18 protein-coding genes and 1 pseudogene are annotated in these 18,070 nt (G+C 72.1%); 9 read left to right on the top strand and 10 right to left on the bottom strand.

Features of this window, described 5'->3' with window-relative positions:
• The first annotated feature begins 6 nt into the window (after positions 1 to 6).
• Both CKY47_RS02880 and CKY47_RS37240 read left to right on the top strand, forming a co-directional pair.
• Positions 7 to 495: a helix-turn-helix domain-containing protein gene (locus CKY47_RS02880; protein ID WP_306744010.1), complete on the top strand. Its 489-nt coding sequence runs from the start codon at positions 7 to 9 to the stop codon at positions 493 to 495.
• A 360-nt stretch (positions 496 to 855) separates the two neighbouring features.
• Positions 856 to 924: pseudogene (locus CKY47_RS37240) on the top strand (hypothetical protein); the annotation flags it as partial.
• A 135-nt stretch (positions 925 to 1,059) separates the two neighbouring features.
• On the opposite strand, the gene CKY47_RS02885 reads toward CKY47_RS37240, so the two are convergent.
• The gene (locus tag CKY47_RS02885) at positions 1,060 to 1,470 is read right to left on the bottom strand and encodes an NYN domain-containing protein (RefSeq protein WP_306744011.1); all 411 of its coding nucleotides are present in this window, start codon (positions 1,468 to 1,470) and stop codon (positions 1,060 to 1,062) included.
• 418 nt (positions 1,471 to 1,888) lie between these two features.
• Positions 1,889 to 2,077 carry a hypothetical protein gene (locus tag CKY47_RS02890; protein ID WP_306744559.1) on the bottom strand — a complete coding sequence of 63 codons (189 nt, stop codon included), beginning with the start codon at positions 2,075 to 2,077 and terminating at the stop codon, positions 1,889 to 1,891.
• A 238-nt stretch (positions 2,078 to 2,315) separates the two neighbouring features.
• On the opposite strand from CKY47_RS02890, the gene CKY47_RS02895 reads away from it, so the two are divergent.
• Complete coding sequence (locus tag CKY47_RS02895) at positions 2,316 to 2,939, top strand: SIMPL domain-containing protein (RefSeq protein ID WP_306744012.1); 624 nt, start codon at positions 2,316 to 2,318, stop codon at positions 2,937 to 2,939.
• 9 nt (positions 2,940 to 2,948) lie between these two features.
• Here CKY47_RS02895 and CKY47_RS02900 read toward each other — a convergent pair whose 3' ends face one another.
• Both CKY47_RS02900 and CKY47_RS02905 read right to left on the bottom strand, forming a co-directional pair.
• Positions 2,949 to 4,043, bottom strand: a complete 1,095-nt coding sequence (locus tag CKY47_RS02900) for an OmpA family protein (protein ID WP_306744013.1) — start codon at positions 4,041 to 4,043, stop codon at positions 2,949 to 2,951.
• 67 nt (positions 4,044 to 4,110) lie between these two features.
• Positions 4,111 to 5,379, bottom strand: coding sequence for an acetyl-CoA C-acetyltransferase (locus CKY47_RS02905; RefSeq protein WP_306744014.1), 1,269 nt, complete (start codon positions 5,377 to 5,379; stop codon positions 4,111 to 4,113).
• Between the two features lie 86 nt (positions 5,380 to 5,465).
• On the opposite strand from CKY47_RS02905, the gene CKY47_RS02910 reads away from it, so the two are divergent.
• The 3 genes from CKY47_RS02910 (at position 5,466) to CKY47_RS02920 (ending at position 8,697) form a co-directional block, all read left to right on the top strand.
• Positions 5,466 to 6,806: a 3-oxoacyl-ACP reductase gene (locus CKY47_RS02910; RefSeq protein WP_306744015.1), complete on the top strand. Its 1,341-nt coding sequence runs from the start codon at positions 5,466 to 5,468 to the stop codon at positions 6,804 to 6,806.
• Entirely contained in the window at positions 6,806 to 7,645 is an 840-nt protein-coding gene (locus tag CKY47_RS02915) for a MaoC/PaaZ C-terminal domain-containing protein (protein WP_306744016.1), read from the top strand. Before CKY47_RS02910 ends, CKY47_RS02915 begins: the two co-directional genes overlap by 1 nt.
• 119 nt (positions 7,646 to 7,764) lie before the next feature.
• Positions 7,765 to 8,697 (top strand): alpha/beta hydrolase, encoded by a 933-nt coding sequence (locus CKY47_RS02920; protein WP_306744017.1) that lies wholly within the window; start codon positions 7,765 to 7,767, stop codon positions 8,695 to 8,697.
• A gap of 12 nt (positions 8,698 to 8,709) precedes the next feature.
• Here CKY47_RS02920 and CKY47_RS02925 read toward each other — a convergent pair whose 3' ends face one another.
• Entirely contained in the window at positions 8,710 to 9,408 is a 699-nt protein-coding gene (locus CKY47_RS02925) for a TetR/AcrR family transcriptional regulator (protein WP_306744018.1), read from the bottom strand.
• 100 nt (positions 9,409 to 9,508) lie between these two features.
• Here CKY47_RS02925 and CKY47_RS02930 point away from each other — a divergent pair, with 100 nt between their 5' ends.
• Together CKY47_RS02930 and CKY47_RS02935 are read left to right on the top strand one after the other, a co-directional pair.
• The gene (locus CKY47_RS02930) at positions 9,509 to 10,159 is read left to right on the top strand and encodes an SCP2 sterol-binding domain-containing protein (protein WP_306744019.1); all 651 of its coding nucleotides are present in this window, start codon (positions 9,509 to 9,511) and stop codon (positions 10,157 to 10,159) included.
• Positions 10,160 to 10,166: 7 nt separating this feature from the next.
• Entirely contained in the window at positions 10,167 to 11,381 is a 1,215-nt protein-coding gene (locus tag CKY47_RS02935) for an acyl-CoA dehydrogenase family protein (protein ID WP_306744020.1), read from the top strand.
• 461 nt (positions 11,382 to 11,842) lie between these two features.
• Here CKY47_RS02935 and CKY47_RS02940 read toward each other — a convergent pair whose 3' ends face one another.
• Positions 11,843 to 12,811, bottom strand: coding sequence for an IS30 family transposase (locus CKY47_RS02940; RefSeq protein WP_306744021.1), 969 nt, complete (start codon positions 12,809 to 12,811; stop codon positions 11,843 to 11,845).
• Positions 12,812 to 12,989: 178 nt separating this feature from the next.
• On the opposite strand from CKY47_RS02940, the gene CKY47_RS02945 reads away from it, so the two are divergent.
• Complete coding sequence (locus CKY47_RS02945) at positions 12,990 to 13,355, top strand: VOC family protein (protein ID WP_306744022.1); 366 nt, start codon at positions 12,990 to 12,992, stop codon at positions 13,353 to 13,355.
• A gap of 1 nt (position 13,356) precedes the next feature.
• Here CKY47_RS02945 and CKY47_RS02950 read toward each other — a convergent pair whose 3' ends face one another.
• From CKY47_RS02950 to pdhA, 4 genes are all read right to left on the bottom strand, one after another.
• A complete protein-coding gene (locus CKY47_RS02950) occupies positions 13,357 to 14,265 on the bottom strand; it encodes a MerR family transcriptional regulator (protein WP_306744023.1) in 909 nt (302 codons plus the stop codon).
• Positions 14,266 to 14,388: 123 nt separating this feature from the next.
• Positions 14,389 to 15,780: a dihydrolipoamide acetyltransferase family protein gene (locus CKY47_RS02955; RefSeq protein ID WP_306744024.1), complete on the bottom strand. Its 1,392-nt coding sequence runs from the start codon at positions 15,778 to 15,780 to the stop codon at positions 14,389 to 14,391.
• A 10-nt stretch (positions 15,781 to 15,790) separates the two neighbouring features.
• On the bottom strand, positions 15,791 to 16,813 hold the full coding sequence (locus tag CKY47_RS02960; protein WP_306744025.1) for an alpha-ketoacid dehydrogenase subunit beta: 1,023 nt from the start codon (positions 16,811 to 16,813) through the stop codon (positions 15,791 to 15,793).
• The gene (pdhA, locus tag CKY47_RS02965; RefSeq protein WP_306744026.1) at positions 16,813 to 18,006 is read right to left on the bottom strand and encodes a pyruvate dehydrogenase (acetyl-transferring) E1 component subunit alpha; all 1,194 of its coding nucleotides are present in this window, start codon (positions 18,004 to 18,006) and stop codon (positions 16,813 to 16,815) included. The genes CKY47_RS02960 and pdhA overlap by 1 nt, the downstream gene beginning before the upstream one ends.
• Positions 18,007 to 18,070 lie beyond the last annotated feature (64 nt).

The raw sequence follows: 18,070 nt of genomic DNA on the forward strand, positions 1-18,070 counted from the left end.
TGAGGTATGACAGCGATCATGGGAGAGCGCACGTTGCTGCCGCCTACCAGTCTGGAGAGCTTGTCGTCCTTCGTCGCGGCACTGGCCAGACCCGGTGACGGGAACGCCGCACTGCTTGCCCCGGACGGCACCCGGCTGGACCTTCCCGCCGAGGTGTTCGACGTGCTCCGCAGCGTGGTGGCCGCCATGTCACAGGGGCTGGCGATCACCGTGGCTCCTCAGCACACCGTGCTGACCACGAGCGAGGCCGCGCATCTGCTCGGCGTCTCGCGCCCCACCCTGGTGCGCCTGCTCGAAGCGAAGAAGATCCCCTACGACCAGCCGAACCGGCATCGGCGGGTGCGCCTCACCGATCTCCTCGCATACCGGGAGCGGGCTCGCCGGGCCCGGGCGACGGGCCTGGACGAGATGGTCCGGGACGGCGAGGACGACGGCCTGTACGACCTGCCCTTGGACACGCCGTTCGAGCGGATGCCGAACGACGAACACAAGTGATCCTTGTTCCCGCCTTCTCGGACACTTGCGTCCTGCTCAAGCCATACCTGTGCGACACGCCCCTGAGCATCGCCGAGTGTCGGATCCACCGGCCGCTGTGGTCCGCGAGCGTGCTCGACGAACTCGATCGCAACCCGCGCAAGCGCGGTGCGACAGCGGAAAGGCGGCCCATCGGATCGACCGGATGAGCCGCCACTTCCCCGACGCGCGGGTCTTGGGGTACGAGCATTTGATCGACTCGATGGAAACCACCCGAAGGACCGGCACGCGCTGGCCGCAGCCGTCCGAGGAGGAGCCGAGGTACTGGCCACCGAGAACCTGAGGGACTTTCCGCAGACCGCGCTCGAGCGGTATGACATCGTGGCCCTCCACCGGGACGACTTCCTGCAGGACCGACTCGAACTGTCCCCGAACGCGGTCCACTCGGCGTTGCGGCGGCAGGTTTCCCGCTACCGGCGCGCCCCGCGGTCGATGACCTGCTCGACGTGCTCGCGAGCGAGGGACATGGCCGTCCCGGGTTCGCGGAAGCCTGTCGGCGGGACTTCAGCGCGTGGAGGAGTTGACCTACCGGCAACAGAAGGGACGGGTGCGACGCGGGACCCGCCAGCGGACCGAGCGGGGGCCCACGACGGCCGCGCCCAGCGCTTCCACGCGCAGCCGCAGCGCGCGGTCCGCGGTGGCCACCGCGACCGGGCGGTCCGCGCCTTCCGCGCGGACGACCGCGACGACCTCGTCGTCGCCGTCGCCGGTGGCCGGGACCACGCGGACGCCGGGTACCGGTGCCACGTGCCTCGCCTTGCCCTCGACCACCAGGACCACTTCCAGCGGGCCTGGAAGAGATGGCAGGCCGTGTTCGGCTACACCCACGAGGTTGTCCCTCAAGCGGGTGGTGGCCCCTGCCCGGTCGCGCCACCAACCGTCGGGCACCGAGCCGACCACGTTGGCCGCGTCCACGACCAGGAGCGGGAGCCTCATCACCTCATGCCCCCAGCGGACGCGCGGAAATTGTCGGACCGCGCCGGCACGATGGTGTCGTCCATGGGGGACAAGGGAAACACAGGGGGAACAAGTGATGATCGGGCGTGCCCGCAGGGCGGACGACACCTGGAACGGTTCGGCGACGGCCAAGTAGCCGGACATGGGAAACCCCGCGGTGCTGCCAGGTCGGGGGTCCGACAGCACTGCGGGGTCATCTGGGACATCGAGACCCGATCGTGGACTGTTACATCGCCTATCGGGTGTGACGCAGATCATGTCCTGGATGTGACGAAGCCCTGCCGCGCGGGAGGTGCGGCAGGGCTTCATTCCTCCCCCTGGCCGGCGTGGACGACGGGGCGGCGCGCCCGCGTGTCGTCGGGCGGTCGTCACACGGACCGGCAGGTCCTGCGCCGCGTCAGCGGAGCGAGGTCACCTGGCTCTGGGCGATCGCGATCAGCTCGTGGCGCATCGCGGGGGTGGACGCCATGTCGATCGCTCGGGCCACGGCCTTGCGGTTGCGAGCCTCGACACGACGAGCGCGGAGCTTCGCAGTGAAGTTCACGGGGTTCATCCCTCTCAACGTCTTCTCGGTGATGTGCCTCAAGTATGCACCTTCCAGCCGCGCGATGCACCCGATTATCCGGTGAGTTGGCGCACACGCCGGCGAATCATCGGTAGCTACGCCTAAGTGTCCGACGATTCGCCTGTAGGACATCTGCTGGGCCGGACGTGGCAACGAAGACCGCCCGACCCGGCGGCGGAAGGGCGGGGCACGCCGGGCACCGCCTCCCCGCCGGTCGGGAACGGGCCCGGGGAACGGCACGGCCGGTAGCGTGGCGGTCGTGGCTGAGGTGGTGACGAAGGGTGTCGGCCGGGTCGAGCGGACCGCCGACCGGGCCGAGGTGCAGGTGAGCTTCGAGGCGACGGGCTCGACGCGCGCCGAGGCGGTGGACCGGCTGACCGGGCGGGTCGCCGCGCTGGAACCCGCGTTCGCGCGGCCGGGCGTCGAGGTGCGGTCGCGGCAGCTCACCGTCAACGACAACTGGGACGGCTCGCGCCGCTCCGGCGGCCGGGCGAGCCAGAACTACGTGGTCCGGGTCGACGACGTGACCGTGCTCGACGAGCTGCTGGCCACCGCGGTCGCCGCCGAGCCGACGTGGCTCGGCGGCCCGAACTGGCAGCTCTCGGACGACGCCGAGGCCGTGGCGGAGGCCCAGGGTGAGGCCGTGGCGGACGCGCGCCGCCGGGCCGAGGGCTACGCGCGCGCGCTGGGCGCGCGGCTGGGTCCCCTGCAACGGCTCGCCGACGGCGACGCCGAGACGCAGTGGGCGGTCGAGTCGCGCGCGGCGGTGGCCGGGTACGGCGGGTCGCCGGGCGTGCCGCCGCAGGTCGACCAGCTCTCCCTGGAGGCGCAGCGGATCACGGTGACGGTGCGGTGCACCGCCACCTGGGCGCTCCTGGACTGAGGACCCGGCTCAGCCGCTGACCCGCGGCGCCACCAGCTCCACCACCACCGACCGGTTGCGCGCCGCCGCGCCGGGCACCAGGTCGCCCGCGGTGTCGAGGTCGACGTCGAGCGGCGAGCCGAAGCCCGCACCCACCACCTCGACGAACGCCGACCGGCTCACCCCGAGGTCGACCAGCGCCGACACCACGCGCTGGGCGCGGCGCCGGGTGAGGTCCGCCGCCTGCTCCGCCGACGCGGACGTGGCCGTGCGCACGACGACCCGCGCCGTGGTGCGCCCGTCGAACTTCTCCGCCACCTGCCGCAGCACGTCCTCCGCGCCGGGTGCCAGCTCGTCGCCGCCCGCCTTGAACACCACGGAGCTGGGCACGTGCACGAGCGCGTCCCGGTTCTCCACCTGCCCCAGGTCCACCACCGGCACCTCGCCGCGCGCGATCGGCCCGCCGGCCGGAGCCGGTCCCGGGTCGTGGGTGCAGCTCGCCGCGTCGAACTCGCGGCAGATGCCCAGCCACAGCTCGACGAGCGCCTCCTGGGCGCCGGGCGGCAGCGGCGGCTGCGGGCCGGCCACCTGGCCGAGGCCGGAGAAGACGACGTCCTTCCCGGTGAGGGCGGGCAGGGCGTCGTCCGGCACGGCCGCGACCGCGGCCGCCACGTCGAGGTCGAGGCCGAGGCGGGTCAGGTCGAGCGGGTCCGTGGTCTGCAACCCGCTGCTGTGCAGCACGAGCAGCGCCGGACCGGGCGCGGCGGCCATGTCGGCGAGCACGGACAACGGGTCGAGCCGGCCGGTCGTGCCGCCGATCTGCGCGAGCTGCCCGTCGAGGCGGAACAGCCGCTCCCGCACCTCGGCGTCGTCGGCGGCCGACAGGACCTCGTCGGAGTACGCGGTGCCCGCGTCCTCGCCCTCGCGGTAGACGACGACCCGCGTCTGGCCGCGGGTGAGCGCGGCCGTGAGCCGGTCGGTCACCTGCGAGGTGAGGCCGACCCGCGGTTCGTTGGCGGAGGCGGTGACCCCGATGCGCACGGTCGTGGGGTTGCCGGAGTCCTCCCCGCAGGCAGCGCAGGCCGCCACCAGCACGACTGCGGCGAAGAGCCGTGAGTGGTTCATGTCACATGAAGCGGTAAATCGCTCCGTTCCGTTACCGATCTCACCCGTTCGGAGTAACCCGAAAGGTTCAGCGCTCCACGATCGCCGTAACGCCCTGGCCACCCGCCGCGCAGATCGAGATCAGGCCGCGCCCGGAGCCCTTCTCGGCCAGCAGCTTGGCGAGCGTCGCCACGATCCGCCCGCCGGTGGCCGCGAACGGGTGGCCCGCGGCCAGCGACGAGCCGTTGACGTTGAGCTTCGAGCGGTCGATGGCGCCCAGCGGCGCGTCCAGCCCCAGCCTGCCCTTGCAGAAGTCGGCGTCCTCCCACGCCTTGAGCGTGGCCAGCACCTGCGACGCGAACGCCTCGTGCACCTCGTAGAAGTCGAAGTCCTGGAGGGTCAGCCCGGCGCGGGCCAGCATCCGGGGCACGGCGTAGGCGGGTGCCATGAGCAGGCCCTCGCCGCCGTGCACGTAGTCGACCGCCGCCGTCTCGCTGAACGTGAGGTAGGCCAGCACCGGCAGGTTCCGGGCCGCGGCCCACTCCTCCGAGGCCAGCAGCACGGTGGACGCGCCGTCGGTGAGCGGCGTGGAGTTGCCCGCGGTCATCGTGGCGCCCTCGCCCCGGCCGAACACCGGCTGGAGCTTCGCGAGCTTCTCCACCGACGAGTCCGGCCGCAGGTTCTGGTCGCGGGTCAGGCCCTGGAACGGGGTGACCAGGTCGTCGAAGAACCCGCGGTCGTAGGCGGCGGCGAGGTTGCGGTGGCTGGCGGCGGCCAGCGCGTCCTGGTCCTCGCGGGCGATGCCCCACTCCTTCGCGGTGATCGCGGCGTGCTCGCCCATCGACAGGCCGGTGCGCGGCTCGCCGTTGCGCGGGACGGACGGCACGACGTGCCGGGGGCGCAGCTTCAGCGCGGCGCGCAGCCTGGCTCCGGCGGTCCGCGCCCGGTTGAACTCCAGCAGCACGCCCCGCAGGTCCTCGTTCACCGCGATGGGCGCGTCGCTGGTGGTGTCGACGCCACCGGCGACGCCGACCTCGATCCGGCCCAGCGCGATCTTGTCGGCCACCGCGATGACGGCCTGGAGGCCCGTGCCGCACGCCTGCTGGAGGTCGTGGCCGGGGGTCTCGGCGGACAGGGCGCTGCCCAGCACGCACTCGCGGACGAGGTTGAAGTCCCGGCTGTGCTTGAGCACCGCGCCCGCGACGACCTCGCCCAGCCGTTCGCCCTGGAGCCCGAACCGGCTGACCAGGCCGTCCAGCGCGGCGGTGAGCATGTCCTGGTTCGACGCCCCGGCGTACGGGCCGTTGGAGCGCGCGAAGGGGATGCGGTTGCCGCCGAGGATGGCAACTCGGGCCATGTCGTCCTCCAGGGTGAGGGGCGTGTCCCGCCCATCTTATCTACCGGTCAGTAGACTTACTAGCGAGTAGGGAGTGTGATGTGGGCATGGATCGGTACCAGGCGTTCGCCAACTCCGGTGTCGGGCGGTTCGTGGTGGGCAAGCTGGGCCTGCCCTCCCCGTACCCGCTGCGCAGGCACTCACCCACCCGGCCCCCGCTCGACGGCCCCGTGCTGCTCGGCGGTGGCGGGCGGCTCGTCGGCCCCCTTCGCGCGGTCCTCGGGGCCGCCGGGCTGGACGTGGCGTCCGAGCCGGCGCGCGCGGAGGAGCGGTACGGGGCGCTGGTGTTCGACGCCACCGGGATCGACTCGGTCGAGGGGCTGCGCGGGCTGCGCGCGTTCTTCCAGCCGGTGATCCGGTCGCTCGGGCCGTGCGGCCGGGTGGTCGTGCTGGGCACGCCGCCGGAGCTGACCGGGTCCACCGACGAGCGGATCGCGCAGCGCGCGCTGGAGGGGTTCACCCGGTCGGTCGGCAAGGAGCTGCGGCGCGGCGGGACGGCGCAGCTCGTGCACGTCGCGCCGGGCGCGGAGGACGCGGTCGAGTCGACGCTGCGGTTCCTGCTGTCCGGGCGGTCGGCGTACGTGTCCGGCCAGGTCGTGCGCGTCGGCCCGGCGGAGGTCGAGGCGCCGCGCGACTGGGACCGGCCGCTCGACGGGAGGGTCGCCCTGGTCACCGGGGCGTCGCGCGGCATCGGCGCGGCCATCGCCGAGGTGCTGGGCCGCGACGGCGCGCACGTGGTGTGCCTCGACGTGCCCGCGCAGGGCGAGGAGCTGTCGCAGGTCGCGAACCGGGTGCGCGGCTCGGCGCTCCAGCTCGACGTCACGGCGGCCGACGCCCCGGCGCGGATCGTCGAGCACCTCACCGGGCGCCACGGCGGCGTGGACGTCGTCGTGCACAACGCGGGCATCACGCGGGACAGGACGCTCGCCCGGATGGACGCGGACCGGTGGGACGCGGTGGTCGCGGTGAACCTGGCGTCGCAGCAGCGGGTCAACGAGGCGCTGCTCGCCGAGGGGGGCGGGGTCGGCGCGCTGCGCCCGAACGGCCGGATCGTCGGCGTGTCGTCCATCGCGGGCATCGCGGGCAACGTCGGCCAGACCAACTACGCCACCACCAAGGCGGGCGTGATCGGCATGGTCGACGCGCTGTCCGAGCGGCTCGCCGGTCGGGCCACGGTCAACGCCGTCGCGCCGGGGTTCATCGAGACGGCGATGACCGCCGCCGTGCCCCTGCTCATCCGCGAGGCGGGCCGGCGGATGAACAGCGCGTCCCAGGGCGGACTGCCGGTGGACGTCGCCGAGACCATCGCCTGGTTCGCCCACCCCGCCTCGTCCGGCGTGAACGGCAACGTCGTGCGCGTGTGCGGGCAGAGCCTGCTGGGCGCGTGATGGCCAACCTGACGCTGCTCTACGCCAAGGCCGCCCTGACCGGGTTCGCCCGGCGCGGCTCCGCGCTGCCGTCGTCGTCGCTGGACGCCGAGCTGACCGTCGACCGCGCCCACCTCGACGCCTACCGGGCGGTGTGCGGGTTCGGGGTGCGCGACGAGCTGCCGATCACCTACCCGCACGTGCTGGGCTTCCCGCTCCAGATCGGGCTGATGACCGCGCGCGACTTCCCGTTCCCGCTGCCCGGCCTGGTGCACGTGGCGAACCGGATCACGCGGACCCGGCCGCTGCTCGTCACCGACCCGCTGTCGGTGCGCGTGGAGCTGGCCGACCTGCGGCCGCACGAGCGCGGGCGGCAGTTCGACGTCGTGACGACGGTGTCGAGGGGGGGCGAGGAGGCGTGGGTCGACGTGTCGACATATCTCCGCCGCGACGGCGGCTCCGGCGGGTCCAGTGGCTCCGGCGGGTCCGGCCGGTCCGGTTCCGCCGGGAGGGGCGGGCGCGCCGAGGCGCCCGAGCCGACCGCGGTGTGGCGGCTGCCCGGCGACCTGGGGCGGCGGTACGCGGCGGTGTCCGGCGACCGCAACCCCATCCACCTGCACGCGCTGGCCGCACGGGCGTTCGGCTTCCCCCGGGCCATCGCGCACGGCATGTGGTCGAAGGCGCGGGCGGTGGCGGCGTTCGAGGGGCGCCTGCCGGACGCGTGCGAGGTCGACGTGCGGTTCAAGGCGCCGATCCCGCTGCCGGGCCGGGTCGACTTCTCGACCACGCCGACCGGTGACGGCCGGCGGTTCGCGGTCTGGTCGGATCGACCGCACCTGGAAGGCGTGATCAGGGGCTGAGCCGGACGTGAGCACCGCCACGGTGTCCACGCCCCCATTTACCTTGTGCGCAAGTTACTTGGAGGCTAGCTTTTTGGTTGTCGGCCGGACGACCCGGCCAACGCCCGAAGGAGCCCGAGATGACCGTCCTGGAGCCCGCCGCCGCGGAGTTCGCCGCCGCGACCGCCAACCCGCCGTACCTGTTCGACCTGGGTCCGGTCGAGGGCCGCAAGACCGTCGACGCCGTGCAGTCCGGCGAGGTGGCCAAGCCCGAGGTCGACGAGGAGATCGTGAACGTCGGCGAGGTGCCGGTGCGGATCGTCCGCCCCGCCGGCTCGACCGGCCCGCTGCCCGTCGTGCTCTACGTGCACGGTGCCGGCTGGGTGTTCGGCAACGCCCACACCCACGACCGCCTGGTCCGCGAACTGGCCGTCGGCACCGGCGCGGCCGTCGTGTTCCCCGACTACAGCCTCTCGCCCGAGGCCAAGTACCCCACCGCGGTCGAGGAGAGCTACGCCGTCGCGCGCTGGGTCGTCACCGAGGGCGCCGCGAAGGACCTGGACGGCTCGCGCCTGGCCGTCGCGGGCGACTCGGTCGGCGGGAACATGGCGATCGCCCTGACGCTGCTCGCCAAGGAGCGCGGCGACGTCGCGTTCGCGCAGCAGGTGCTGTTCTACCCGGTGACCGACGCGGCGTTCGACACCCCGTCCTACCACGAGTTCGCCGAGGGCTACTTCCTGCGCCGCGACGCCATGCAGTGGTTCTGGGACCAGTACACGACCGACGAGGGCGAGCGCGCGCAGATCACCGCGTCGCCGCTGCGCGCGTCGACCGGGCAGCTCGCGGGCCTGCCGCCGGCGCTCGTGATCACCGCCGAGGCCGACGTGCTGCGCGACGAGGGCGAGGCGTACGCGGACAAGCTGCGCGAGGCGGGCGTGCCGGTGACCGCCGTCCGCTACCAGGGCGTGATCCACGACTTCGTGATGCTCGACGCCCTGCGCGGCACCCACGCCGCCGAAGCCGCGATCACCCAGGCGATCGGCGTGCTGAAGAAGGCCCTGGCCCAGTCCTGACCCGAGCCGAGCCTAGTCGCCCCCCTGCTCGGTACCGACCTTCTGCTCGGCGCGCCTCGACGGCGGGTGCCACACGTCGCCCGCCACGAGGTCGCCGAACCCCATCCAGACGAGGTTCATGAGCCGGGCGGCGACGACGCCGGCCGGCTCGGCGGGGTTGTCGAGCCACCAGTCCGCGAGGGACTCGCCCGCGCCCACCAGCGCCGCGGCCAGCGACTCGGCCTCCTTGTCACCGGCCCGCGGCACGTCGCCGGAGTCCGCCGAGTGCACGAGCAGCGCCGCCACGAGGCTGATCGCCCGGCCGCGCATGTCCGCCAGCTCCTGGGCGAACGGCCCGCCCTGCGACGACGCCTGGCGGTGCAGCACCTGCCAGCTCGCGCGGTTCTCGCCGACGAACCCGAAGAACGCCCGGAGCCCGCTCCACAGCTGGACGTCCGGCGGCTCCTCGGCCTCGACGCCGTTCGCGATCGCCTCCATCATCCGGGTCGCCTCGCGTCGGATGCAGGTGGCGAACAGCTCCTCCTTGGAGCCCAGGTACGCGTACAGCATGGGTTTCGAGATGCCGGCGACCTCGGAGATCTCGTCCATCGACGCGGCGTGGAACCCCAACCGTGAGAAGACGTCCACCGCGGCGTCCATGATCTGCCGTTCGCGCACCTCGCGCGGCAGCCTCTTGGCCCGACCGGTGCGGACCGGTTGCTCTGCGTGCATCGCACCCCCTGGATTGCCGGCACAAGATTACTCCGAGGGCCTTGCCCGCTTACCTACTCGCCAGTAGATTTACCGCCGAGTAGGTATCGGAGGTGCCACCATGACCATCGACCTCACCACCGAGGCGATCGCGAAGCTCAGTCCCGGCGAGCTGATCTCAACGCTCAAGCAGGTCGATCCTGCCGATCCGGCGCTCGCCGGCGTCGACATCGACGTCATCGCGCGCGCCATCGACCCCAGGAAGCTCGGCAAGGACGAGTTCGCCGACCTGCTCGGCGCGCTCGGCGACCTCGCCGACGGTGGCGCAGACCTCGACCTGGCGACGATGGACGCGCAGAACTTCGCCCGCATCGTCTCGCGCGCCTCCAAGGACCAGATCGACGCCGTGACGTCCCGGCCCGGCCTGCGCGAGCGCGTGCTCGACGAGGTGTTCCGGCGCATGGAGGCCCACTTCCGCAGCGACCGCTCCGGCGCGACCCGCGCCGTCGTGCACTTCCGGCTCACCGGCGCCTTCACCGACTCCGGCGAGGACGTGTACGAGGCCGTCATCGAGGACTCGACGTGCACGATCAACAAGGGCGGGACCCGTGACCCGCGTGCCACTGTGACGTTGGGCCCGGTGGAGTTCCTGAAGCTGGCGACCGGCAACGCGTCGGCGCCGGTGCTGTTCATGACCGGCAAGCTCAAGGTCAAGGGCGACCTGGGGTTCGCCGCCGGGTTCATGAGCCTGTTCGACATTCCGAAGGCGTGAGGGGACCATGGGTGGTTTTTCGCTGGAGCTGAACGAGGACCAGGTCGACCTGCGGGAGTGGGTCCACGGCTTCGCGAAGGACGTGATCAGGCCGGCGGCGTCCGAGTGGGACGAGCGCGAGGAGACGCCGTGGCCGGTGATCCAGGAGGCGGCGAAGATCGGCCTGTACGGGTTCGAGTCGCTGGCCACGTGGTTCGCCGACCCGATCGGGCTGTCGCTGCCGATCGCGACCGAGGAGCTGTTCTGGGGTGACGCGGGCATCGCGCTGGCGCTGATGGGCACCGGGTTGGCGGCGGCGGGCATCTTCGCCTCCGGTGAGCCCGAGCAGCTGGCCGAGTGGGTGCCGGAGTGCTTCGGCACGGAGGACGACCCCAAGCTGGCCGCGTTCTGCGCCTCCGAGCCGCAGGCCGGGTCGGACGTCGCCGGGTACCGGACGCGGGCGGTGTACGACGAGGCGACCGACGAGTGGGTCATCAACGGCCAGAAGGCGTGGGCCACCAACGGCGGCATCGCGAACGTCCACGTCGTGACGGCGGTGGTGGACCCGGCGCTGGGGTCGCGCGGCCAGGCGGGCTTCGTCGTGCCGCCCGGGACGCCGGGCGTGTCGTCGCCGGGCAAGATCAAGAAGCACGGCATGCGGGCGTCGCACACGGCCGACGTGTTCTTCGACGACGTGCGCGTGCCGGGCCGCTGCCTGCTGGGCGGCAAGGAACGGCTGGAGAAGCGGCTGGCGCGGGCGCGCGAGGGCCTGAAGGCCGGCGGGCAGGCCGCGATGGCGACGTTCGAGACGACCCGGCCGACCGTGGGCGCGATGGCGATCGGCGTCGCGCGTGCGGCCTACGAGTACTCGCTCGAGTACGCGAAGGACCGCGAGGCGTTCGGCCGGAAGATCATCGAGAACCAGTCCATCGCGTTCGACCTGGCGAACATGAAGATGGAGATCGACGCGGCCAGGCTGCTCGTGTGGCGGGCGGCGTGGATGGGGCGCAACAACGTCCCGTTCACGGCGGGCGAGGGGTCGATGTCGAAGCTCAAGGCGGGCGAGGTGTCCGTGTGGGCGACGGAGCGCGCCATCCACATCCTGGGCGGGGCCGGGTACACGCGCGAGCACCCGGTGGAGCGCATGCACCGGGACGCGAAGATCTTCACCATCTTCGAGGGGACGTCGGAGATCCAGCGGTTGGTCGTGGCCAGGGCCATTTCCGGCATGCACATCAGGTGAGTCGGGTTCCCCGGGCCGCCGGCAGGCCGTTCGGGGCGGGGCGGGGCGGGGTCTTCCGGGACGCGGAGAAGACCCCGCCCTTCGCTTCTCGGCAGCGCACCGATCACCCCGAGAGTGGACACGCATCGTCGATTCGATCGTCGAAGACGAGTCGGAACACATCTCAACCGGAGATCGAAGCACGGTCGACCAGGTGCGCACATGCGGTTTCAGCTTGGTCCCGCTTGAACAGTTCTCGTTTGCGCGGTGACCAATCACCGACACGTTGAACCACGAAGTCGATGCTACGTTCAGGTTCCGGTGCTCGCGCCGCGAAAAATCCCGGGCGGATTCTCGATGTGAGTGAAGTGCATGATGGCCGTTTCGCCGTGTTCACTCGCCATGCACCACTCCCGTGTTCCCTTCGCCGTCATCGCGGACGCATCACGTCAGGGCACACCGACAGTCTCGGTGGGGCAGGTTCAGACGGTGGAAGCATCCGCTTCGAGGAGTTCGGTGAATACCTCGCTGGGTTTTCTCCAGTCGTGGATCTTACGGGGTCGGTCGTTGATCTCGGCGGCGATGGCGGCGAGGTAGCGGGGGTCGGACGGGATGTCGACGCCCTTGGGCAGGAACTCCCGGACGATGCGGTTGAGGTTCTCGTTGCTGCCGCGTTTCCACGGTGAGTGCGGGTGGGCGAAGAACACCGGCAGCCCGGTGGCGGTCACCTGCTCGTGCAGAGCCATCTCCGAGCCGCAGTCCCAGGTCAGGGAGCGTTTGACCGATGGAGGGAGGTCGCCGACGGCGGCGATGATCGCGTCGGTGACCGTCAGCGAGTCGCGCCCGCGCAGCGGGACCAGGACCAGGAAGCGACTGGTGCGCTCGACCAGCGTGGCCACCGCGCTGCGACCGCCCTTGCCGATCACCAGATCCCCCTCCCAGTGGCCGGGCACGGCCCGGTCGTCGGCCTCGGCGGGACGTTCGTCGAGGTAGCGGGGCTCGCGGATACGCGGCGCCGGCGCCGGACGTGGGCCGCGCCTGCCCGTGCGGCCGGTGCGCAGCGAGATCAACTCTTGCCGCAGTGTGGCGACCGGTTGGGCGTAGACCCACTGGTAGATGGCCTCGTGACTCACCTTCCCAGCGTTCCGGACCGGCCCGTCGCGTGCCAACCGGCCGGCGATCGACGCCGGTGACCAGCCCGCCCGCAACAGCCCGACCACCCGTGAGCGCAGAACCGGGTTCCGGTCCACCGCCAGTGGTTTCGGCCTCGCCCGGGCCGTCCCCGCGGCCCCGTCGGCGGCCACCGCCCGGTATCCGTCCCTGCCACCGTGACGGTTCACCTCACGGGACACGATCGAGGCATCACGCCCGATCCGGACAGCGATTTCCTTGTATCGCAACGACTCGGCCAACCCACGGGAGATCTCCTCCCGATCGGCCAAGGTCAACATCCGACGCACGGTGGGCAATCCTTCCCCACCGAACACCACGATCAGATGCTACGACCGTCTGAACCTGCCTGGCTGTGACAGTAGGTGCACGGCGGACCACCCGCGATGGCGCAGCGGTAATCCACACGTCCGGCCCGTTTCACGCGGTGACCGGTTCCCGACCCTTAAGCTCATTCGAGTGATCGGTGCGCTGCAGTGCGTCGTGGTCGACTGCCCGGAGCCGGGGGTGCTGGCCGAGTTCTACCGGCGGGTCCTCGGGGGTGAGGTGGACCGGCCGGACCGGCGGTGGTCGGTGGACGACGACTGGTCCACGCTGCACACCGGCGGCGGCGTGGTGCTGTGCTTCCAGCGGGTCGGTGACCACTCCCCTCCGGACTGGCCGGAGCCGGGGCAGCAGTTCCACCTGGACGTGGGCGTCGAGGACCTCGACGCGGCCGGGGCCGAGGTCCTCGACGCCGGTGGGCGGCTGTTGGACGGCTCGAACGAGCGGTGGTGGGTGTTCGCCGACCCGGCGGGACACCCGTTCTGCCTCGTCCGGGAGTGAGCTAGCGGCCGGCTTCGGCCAGCCAGGCGCGTTCCGCCGTGGTGTCCGGGACCTTCGGCCAGCCGTTGATCGCGGCGATCAGCGCCCAGTAGCGCTCGGCCCTCGGGTCGCCGAACTCCTCCAGGCGGCGGGCGAGCTCGGGACCGACCGGCGTGCCCGTCACCGCCGCCCACTTCTCGTCCACGCGCGCCACGACGGCCCCGGCCTCCGGCGAACGCGGGTCCACCCCGGCCTCCAGCGCCTCGCGGGCCTGGGCGACGGCGTACTGGAACGCCTCCAGCTGCCCCGGGTCGCCGGAGCCGGACAGGTCGGCACCCTCGGCCTTCATCTCCTGGTGGCGTTCGGACATGCGCCGGATCGACGCCCGGAAGCCCGGGTCGCGCACCAGGTTCGCCAGCTCGACCCACGCCTCCAGCTGCTCGGTCGTGGGATCGTCCGGCAGTTCGACCCGGACGGACCTCATGCCCTGCACGAAGCCCGGTTCCATGTCCAGCCCGCCGAAGACCTCGTCGAAGAAGTCGTCCAGGATGGCCCGCCGCTCCTCCTCGGACAGCCTGGCCAGTTCGTGCACCATCTCCACCTCCCCGTTCCGCGCCACCACGCGCAGCACGGCCCGGCGCAGCCGGAGCACGCGCATCTGCGCGTCGATGGCGTCCGCGTGCGTCCGGGCCACCTCGGCCACGGACACCTCGCTCGCCAGCACCCGGCGCGCGGTGGGCAGGTCGACGCCCAGGTCGCGCAGGGTGCGGACGAGCCGGAGACGCGCCAACCCGTCGACGTCGTAGGCGCGGAACCCGCCGACCGTCCGCCCCGCCACGGGGACGAGGCCGGAGTCGGAGTAGAACCGGATCGTCCGCGTGGACAGCCCGGTCAACCGCGCCAGGTCGCCGATCGAGTAGTGGTGCGTCACGGGACCACCTTGGGATCTCCAGTCACTGGAAGTTCAACCCGATCGACGTGCGGAGGACCGGAAAGCGGAACGCCGGGAGCCGGTGAGGGCTCCCGGCGTCCGCCGAGCGGTCGAGCCGGGGGATCAGTAGGTCATCGCCACGGCGGGGTCGGCGAGGAGCGCGCCCACGTCGGCCAGGAACTGCGAGCCCTGCTGGCCGTCGACCACGCGGTGGTCGAAGGACAGGGCCAGCTGGCAGACCTTGCGCGGCACGACCTGGCCGTCCACCACCCACGGCATGTCGCGGATCGCGCCCAGGGCCAGGATGGCGACCTCGCCCGGGTTGATGATCGGCGTGCCGGTGTCGACGCCGAAGACGCCGACGTTGGTGATGGTGAACGTGCCGCCCATCATGTCGGCCGGCGACGTCCTGCCGTCGCGGGCCGTGGTGGCCAGCTCGTCCAGGGCTACCGCGAGCTCCTTCAGCGACATGCCGTCGGCGTCGCGGACCTTGGGCACCACCAGGCCGCGCGGGGTGGCGGCGGCGATGCCCAGGTGGACGTAGTCCTTGTAGACGATCTCCTGCGCCGCCTCGTCCCACGTCGCGTTGACGTCGGGGGTGCGGCGGGCGGCGAGCAGCACGGCCTTCGCGGCGAACGCGAGGGGCGTGAGCTTGACGTCCCGGAATTGCGGGTGCGACTTCAGGCGCGCCCGCAGCTCCATCATCGGCGTCACGTCGACCGTCAGGAACTCGGTGACGTGCGGAGCCGTGAAGGCGCTGTCCACCATCGCCTGGGCGGTGGCCTTGCGGACGCCCTTGATCGGCACGCGGCGCTCCCGCGAGCCGGTGGCGACCGCCGCGGCCGGTGCGGCGGCGGGTGCCGGGGCGACCGCCCGTTCGACGTCCTCGCGGGTGATGACGCCGCCGGGGCCCGAGCCGGAGACCGCGTAGAGGTCGACGCCCAGGTCCTTGGCCAGCTTCCGCACCGGCGGCTTCGCCAGCGGCACGTAGCCGCCCCGCGAGGTGGCCGCCGGTTCGACGACCGCCGGGGCGGGCGTCGGGGCCGGGGCGGGGGTGGCCACGACCGGGGGCGGGGGCGAGGTCTGGACGGCGGCGGAAGCGGCGGGAGCGACCGGCGCGGCCTTGCGGGTGCGGCGCTTGGCCGCGCCCGACTTCGGGCCGTAGCCGACGAGGGTGGCGATCCGCCCGCCCGGCATCTCCTCGCCGATCTTGCCGTTGGTGGCGGGAGCGGCGGCGGGAGCCGGGGCGGGAGCGGTGGCGGCCCCGGACGGGTCCAGGTCGATGGTGATGATCGGCGCGCCGACCTCCACCGTCTGCCCCACCTCGGCCAGCACCTCGGTGACCACGCCGTCCCACGGGCACGGCAGCTCGACGGCCGCCTTGGCGGTCTCGATCTCGCAGATGATCTGGTTGACCTTGACCGCGTCACCGGGCTTGACGTGCCAGGTGAGGATCTCGGCCTCGGTCAGCCCCTCGGCCGTGTCGGGCAGGGGGAACTGCTTGAACTGCGGCACAGCTCTCCCCCTACCAGGCCAGCGAGCGGTCGACGGCGTGCAGCACCCGGTCGAGGTCGGGGAGGAACTCCTCCTCCAACTTCGACGGCGGGTACGGGGTGTCGAACCCGGTCACCCGCAGCACGGGCGCCTGGAGCGAGTAGAAGCACTCCTGCTGCACCTTGGCCGCGATCTCGGACGAGATGGACGACTCGGACGGCGCCTCGGTGACCACGACCAGCCGGCCGGTGCGGCGCACCGACTCGTACACCGGCGCGAGGTCCAGCGGGGACAGCGTGCGCAGGTCGATGACCTCCAGCGACTTGCCCTCCTCCTCGGCCGCCGCCGCGGCGTCGAGCGAGGTGCGCGTCATCGGGCCGTACGTCACGAGGGTGGCGTCGGTGCCGGTGCGCAGCGTGCGGGACCGGAACAGCGGTCCGGGCGCTGCGGTGGTGTCGACCTCGCCCTTCTCGTAGTAGCGGCGCTTGGGCTCGAAGAACAGCACCGGGTCGTCGCAGTCGATGGCCTGCTGGATCATCCAGTAGGCGTCGGCCGGGTTGGAGCAGGAGACGACCTTGAGGCCCGCGGTGTGCGCGAAGTACGACTCGGGGGACTCGGAGTGGTGCTCGACCGCGCCGATGCCGCCGCCGAACGGCACCCGGATGACGATGGGCAGCTTGATGCGGCCCTGGGTGCGGTAGTGCAGCTTGGCGACCTGCGACACGATCTGGTCGAAGCCGGGGAAGATGAAGCCGTCGAACTGGATCTCGCACACCGGCCGGTAGCCGCGGATCGCGAGGCCGACGGCGGTGCCGATGATGCCCGACTCGGCGAGCGGGGTGTCGAGCACGCGCTGCTCGCCGAAGTCCTTCTGGAGGCCGTCGGTGATGCGGAAGACGCCGCCGAGCTTGCCGACGTCCTCACCCATCACGATGACCTTGGGGTTGGCCTCCATCGACGCGCGCAGGCCGTTGTTCAGCGCCTTCGCGATGGTCGTCGTCTGCACCGCGGCGGGCGCGGTCGACGCGGCGCGGTCCATGGTCGGAGCGGCCATCAGTGCTCACCTCCGGCGAACCCGGCGTGGTACGCCAGGAACTCGTCGCGTTGCGCCTCCAGGACGGGGTTGCCCTCGGCGTAGACCTCGCTGAAGATCCGCTCGGCCGGCGGGTCGGGCAGGTTGACGCAGTAGTCCCGCAGTTCGACCGCGATCTGCTCGGCCTCGGCCTCGATCGACTCGAAGAAGGCCTGGTCGGCCCACTGCTGCTTGACCAGGTGCACCTTGACGCGCTCGATCGGGTCCTTGAGCTTCCACAGCTCCAGCTCGTCGGAGAGCCGGTAGCGGGACGGGTCGTCGGACGTGGTGTGCGCGTCCATGCGGTAGGTGAACGCCTCGATCAGGATGGGGCCGTTGCCCTGGCGGCACTCCTCCAGCGCCCAGCGGGTGACCGCGAGCGTGGCGAGCACGTCGTTGCCGTCGACGCGGATGCCGGGGAAGCCGTAGCCGCGGGCCCGCTGGTAGAGCGGGAGGCGCGACTGGCGCTCGGTGGGCTCGGAGATGGCCCACTGGTTGTTCTGGCAGAAGAACACGAGCGGCGCGTCGTAGACGGCGGCCCACACGAAGCCCTCGTGCACGTCGCCCTGGCTGGTGGCGCCGTCGCCGAAGAAGCAGATGGTGGCCTCGCCGTCGGCGTCGCCCACCTTGCCGTCGAACTTCTGGCCCATCGCGTAGCCGGCGGCGTTGAGGACCTGGTTGCCGATCACGATGGTGTAGGGGTGGAACCGGTGCTCGACCGGGTCCCACGTGCCCATGTCCGTGCCCCGGAAGATGCCCAGCAGGTCGGTCGGCTTGATGCCGCGCGTCCAGGCGATGCCGTGCTCGCGGTAGCTGGGGAACGCCATGTCGGTCGGGCGCAGCGCGCGGCCGGCGCCGATCTGCGCGGCCTCCTGGCCGAGCAGCGGGACCCAGATGCCGAGCTGGCCCTTGCGCTGGAGGGCGTTCGCCTCGCGGTCGACGCGGCGGACCAGGACCATGTCGCGGTACAGGCCGCGCAGCTCCTCGGCCGTGATGTCGATGTCGAAGTCCGGGTGCGTGACGCGCTCGCCCTCGGGGGTGAGCAGCTGCACCAGGTCCGCGCCGCCTTCGTCTGTCGCTCGCAAGCCGGCGATCACCTGTTCAGGGGTCGGTGTCGCACCGGTGGCCGGAGGGGCGTCCGGCCCTGGGTGCGTCCATTCTTCGGGGGACGACATGCGCCTGTCTCCTCGTCTACGAGGCCGCCCGGTCGCTCGTGACGACTCTGCGCGGCTGCACCGC

Origin of the sequence: Saccharothrix longispora (assembly GCF_030852425.1) — a bacterium.
GTDB classification, from domain to species: domain Bacteria; phylum Actinomycetota; class Actinomycetes; order Mycobacteriales; family Pseudonocardiaceae; genus Actinosynnema; species Actinosynnema longispora.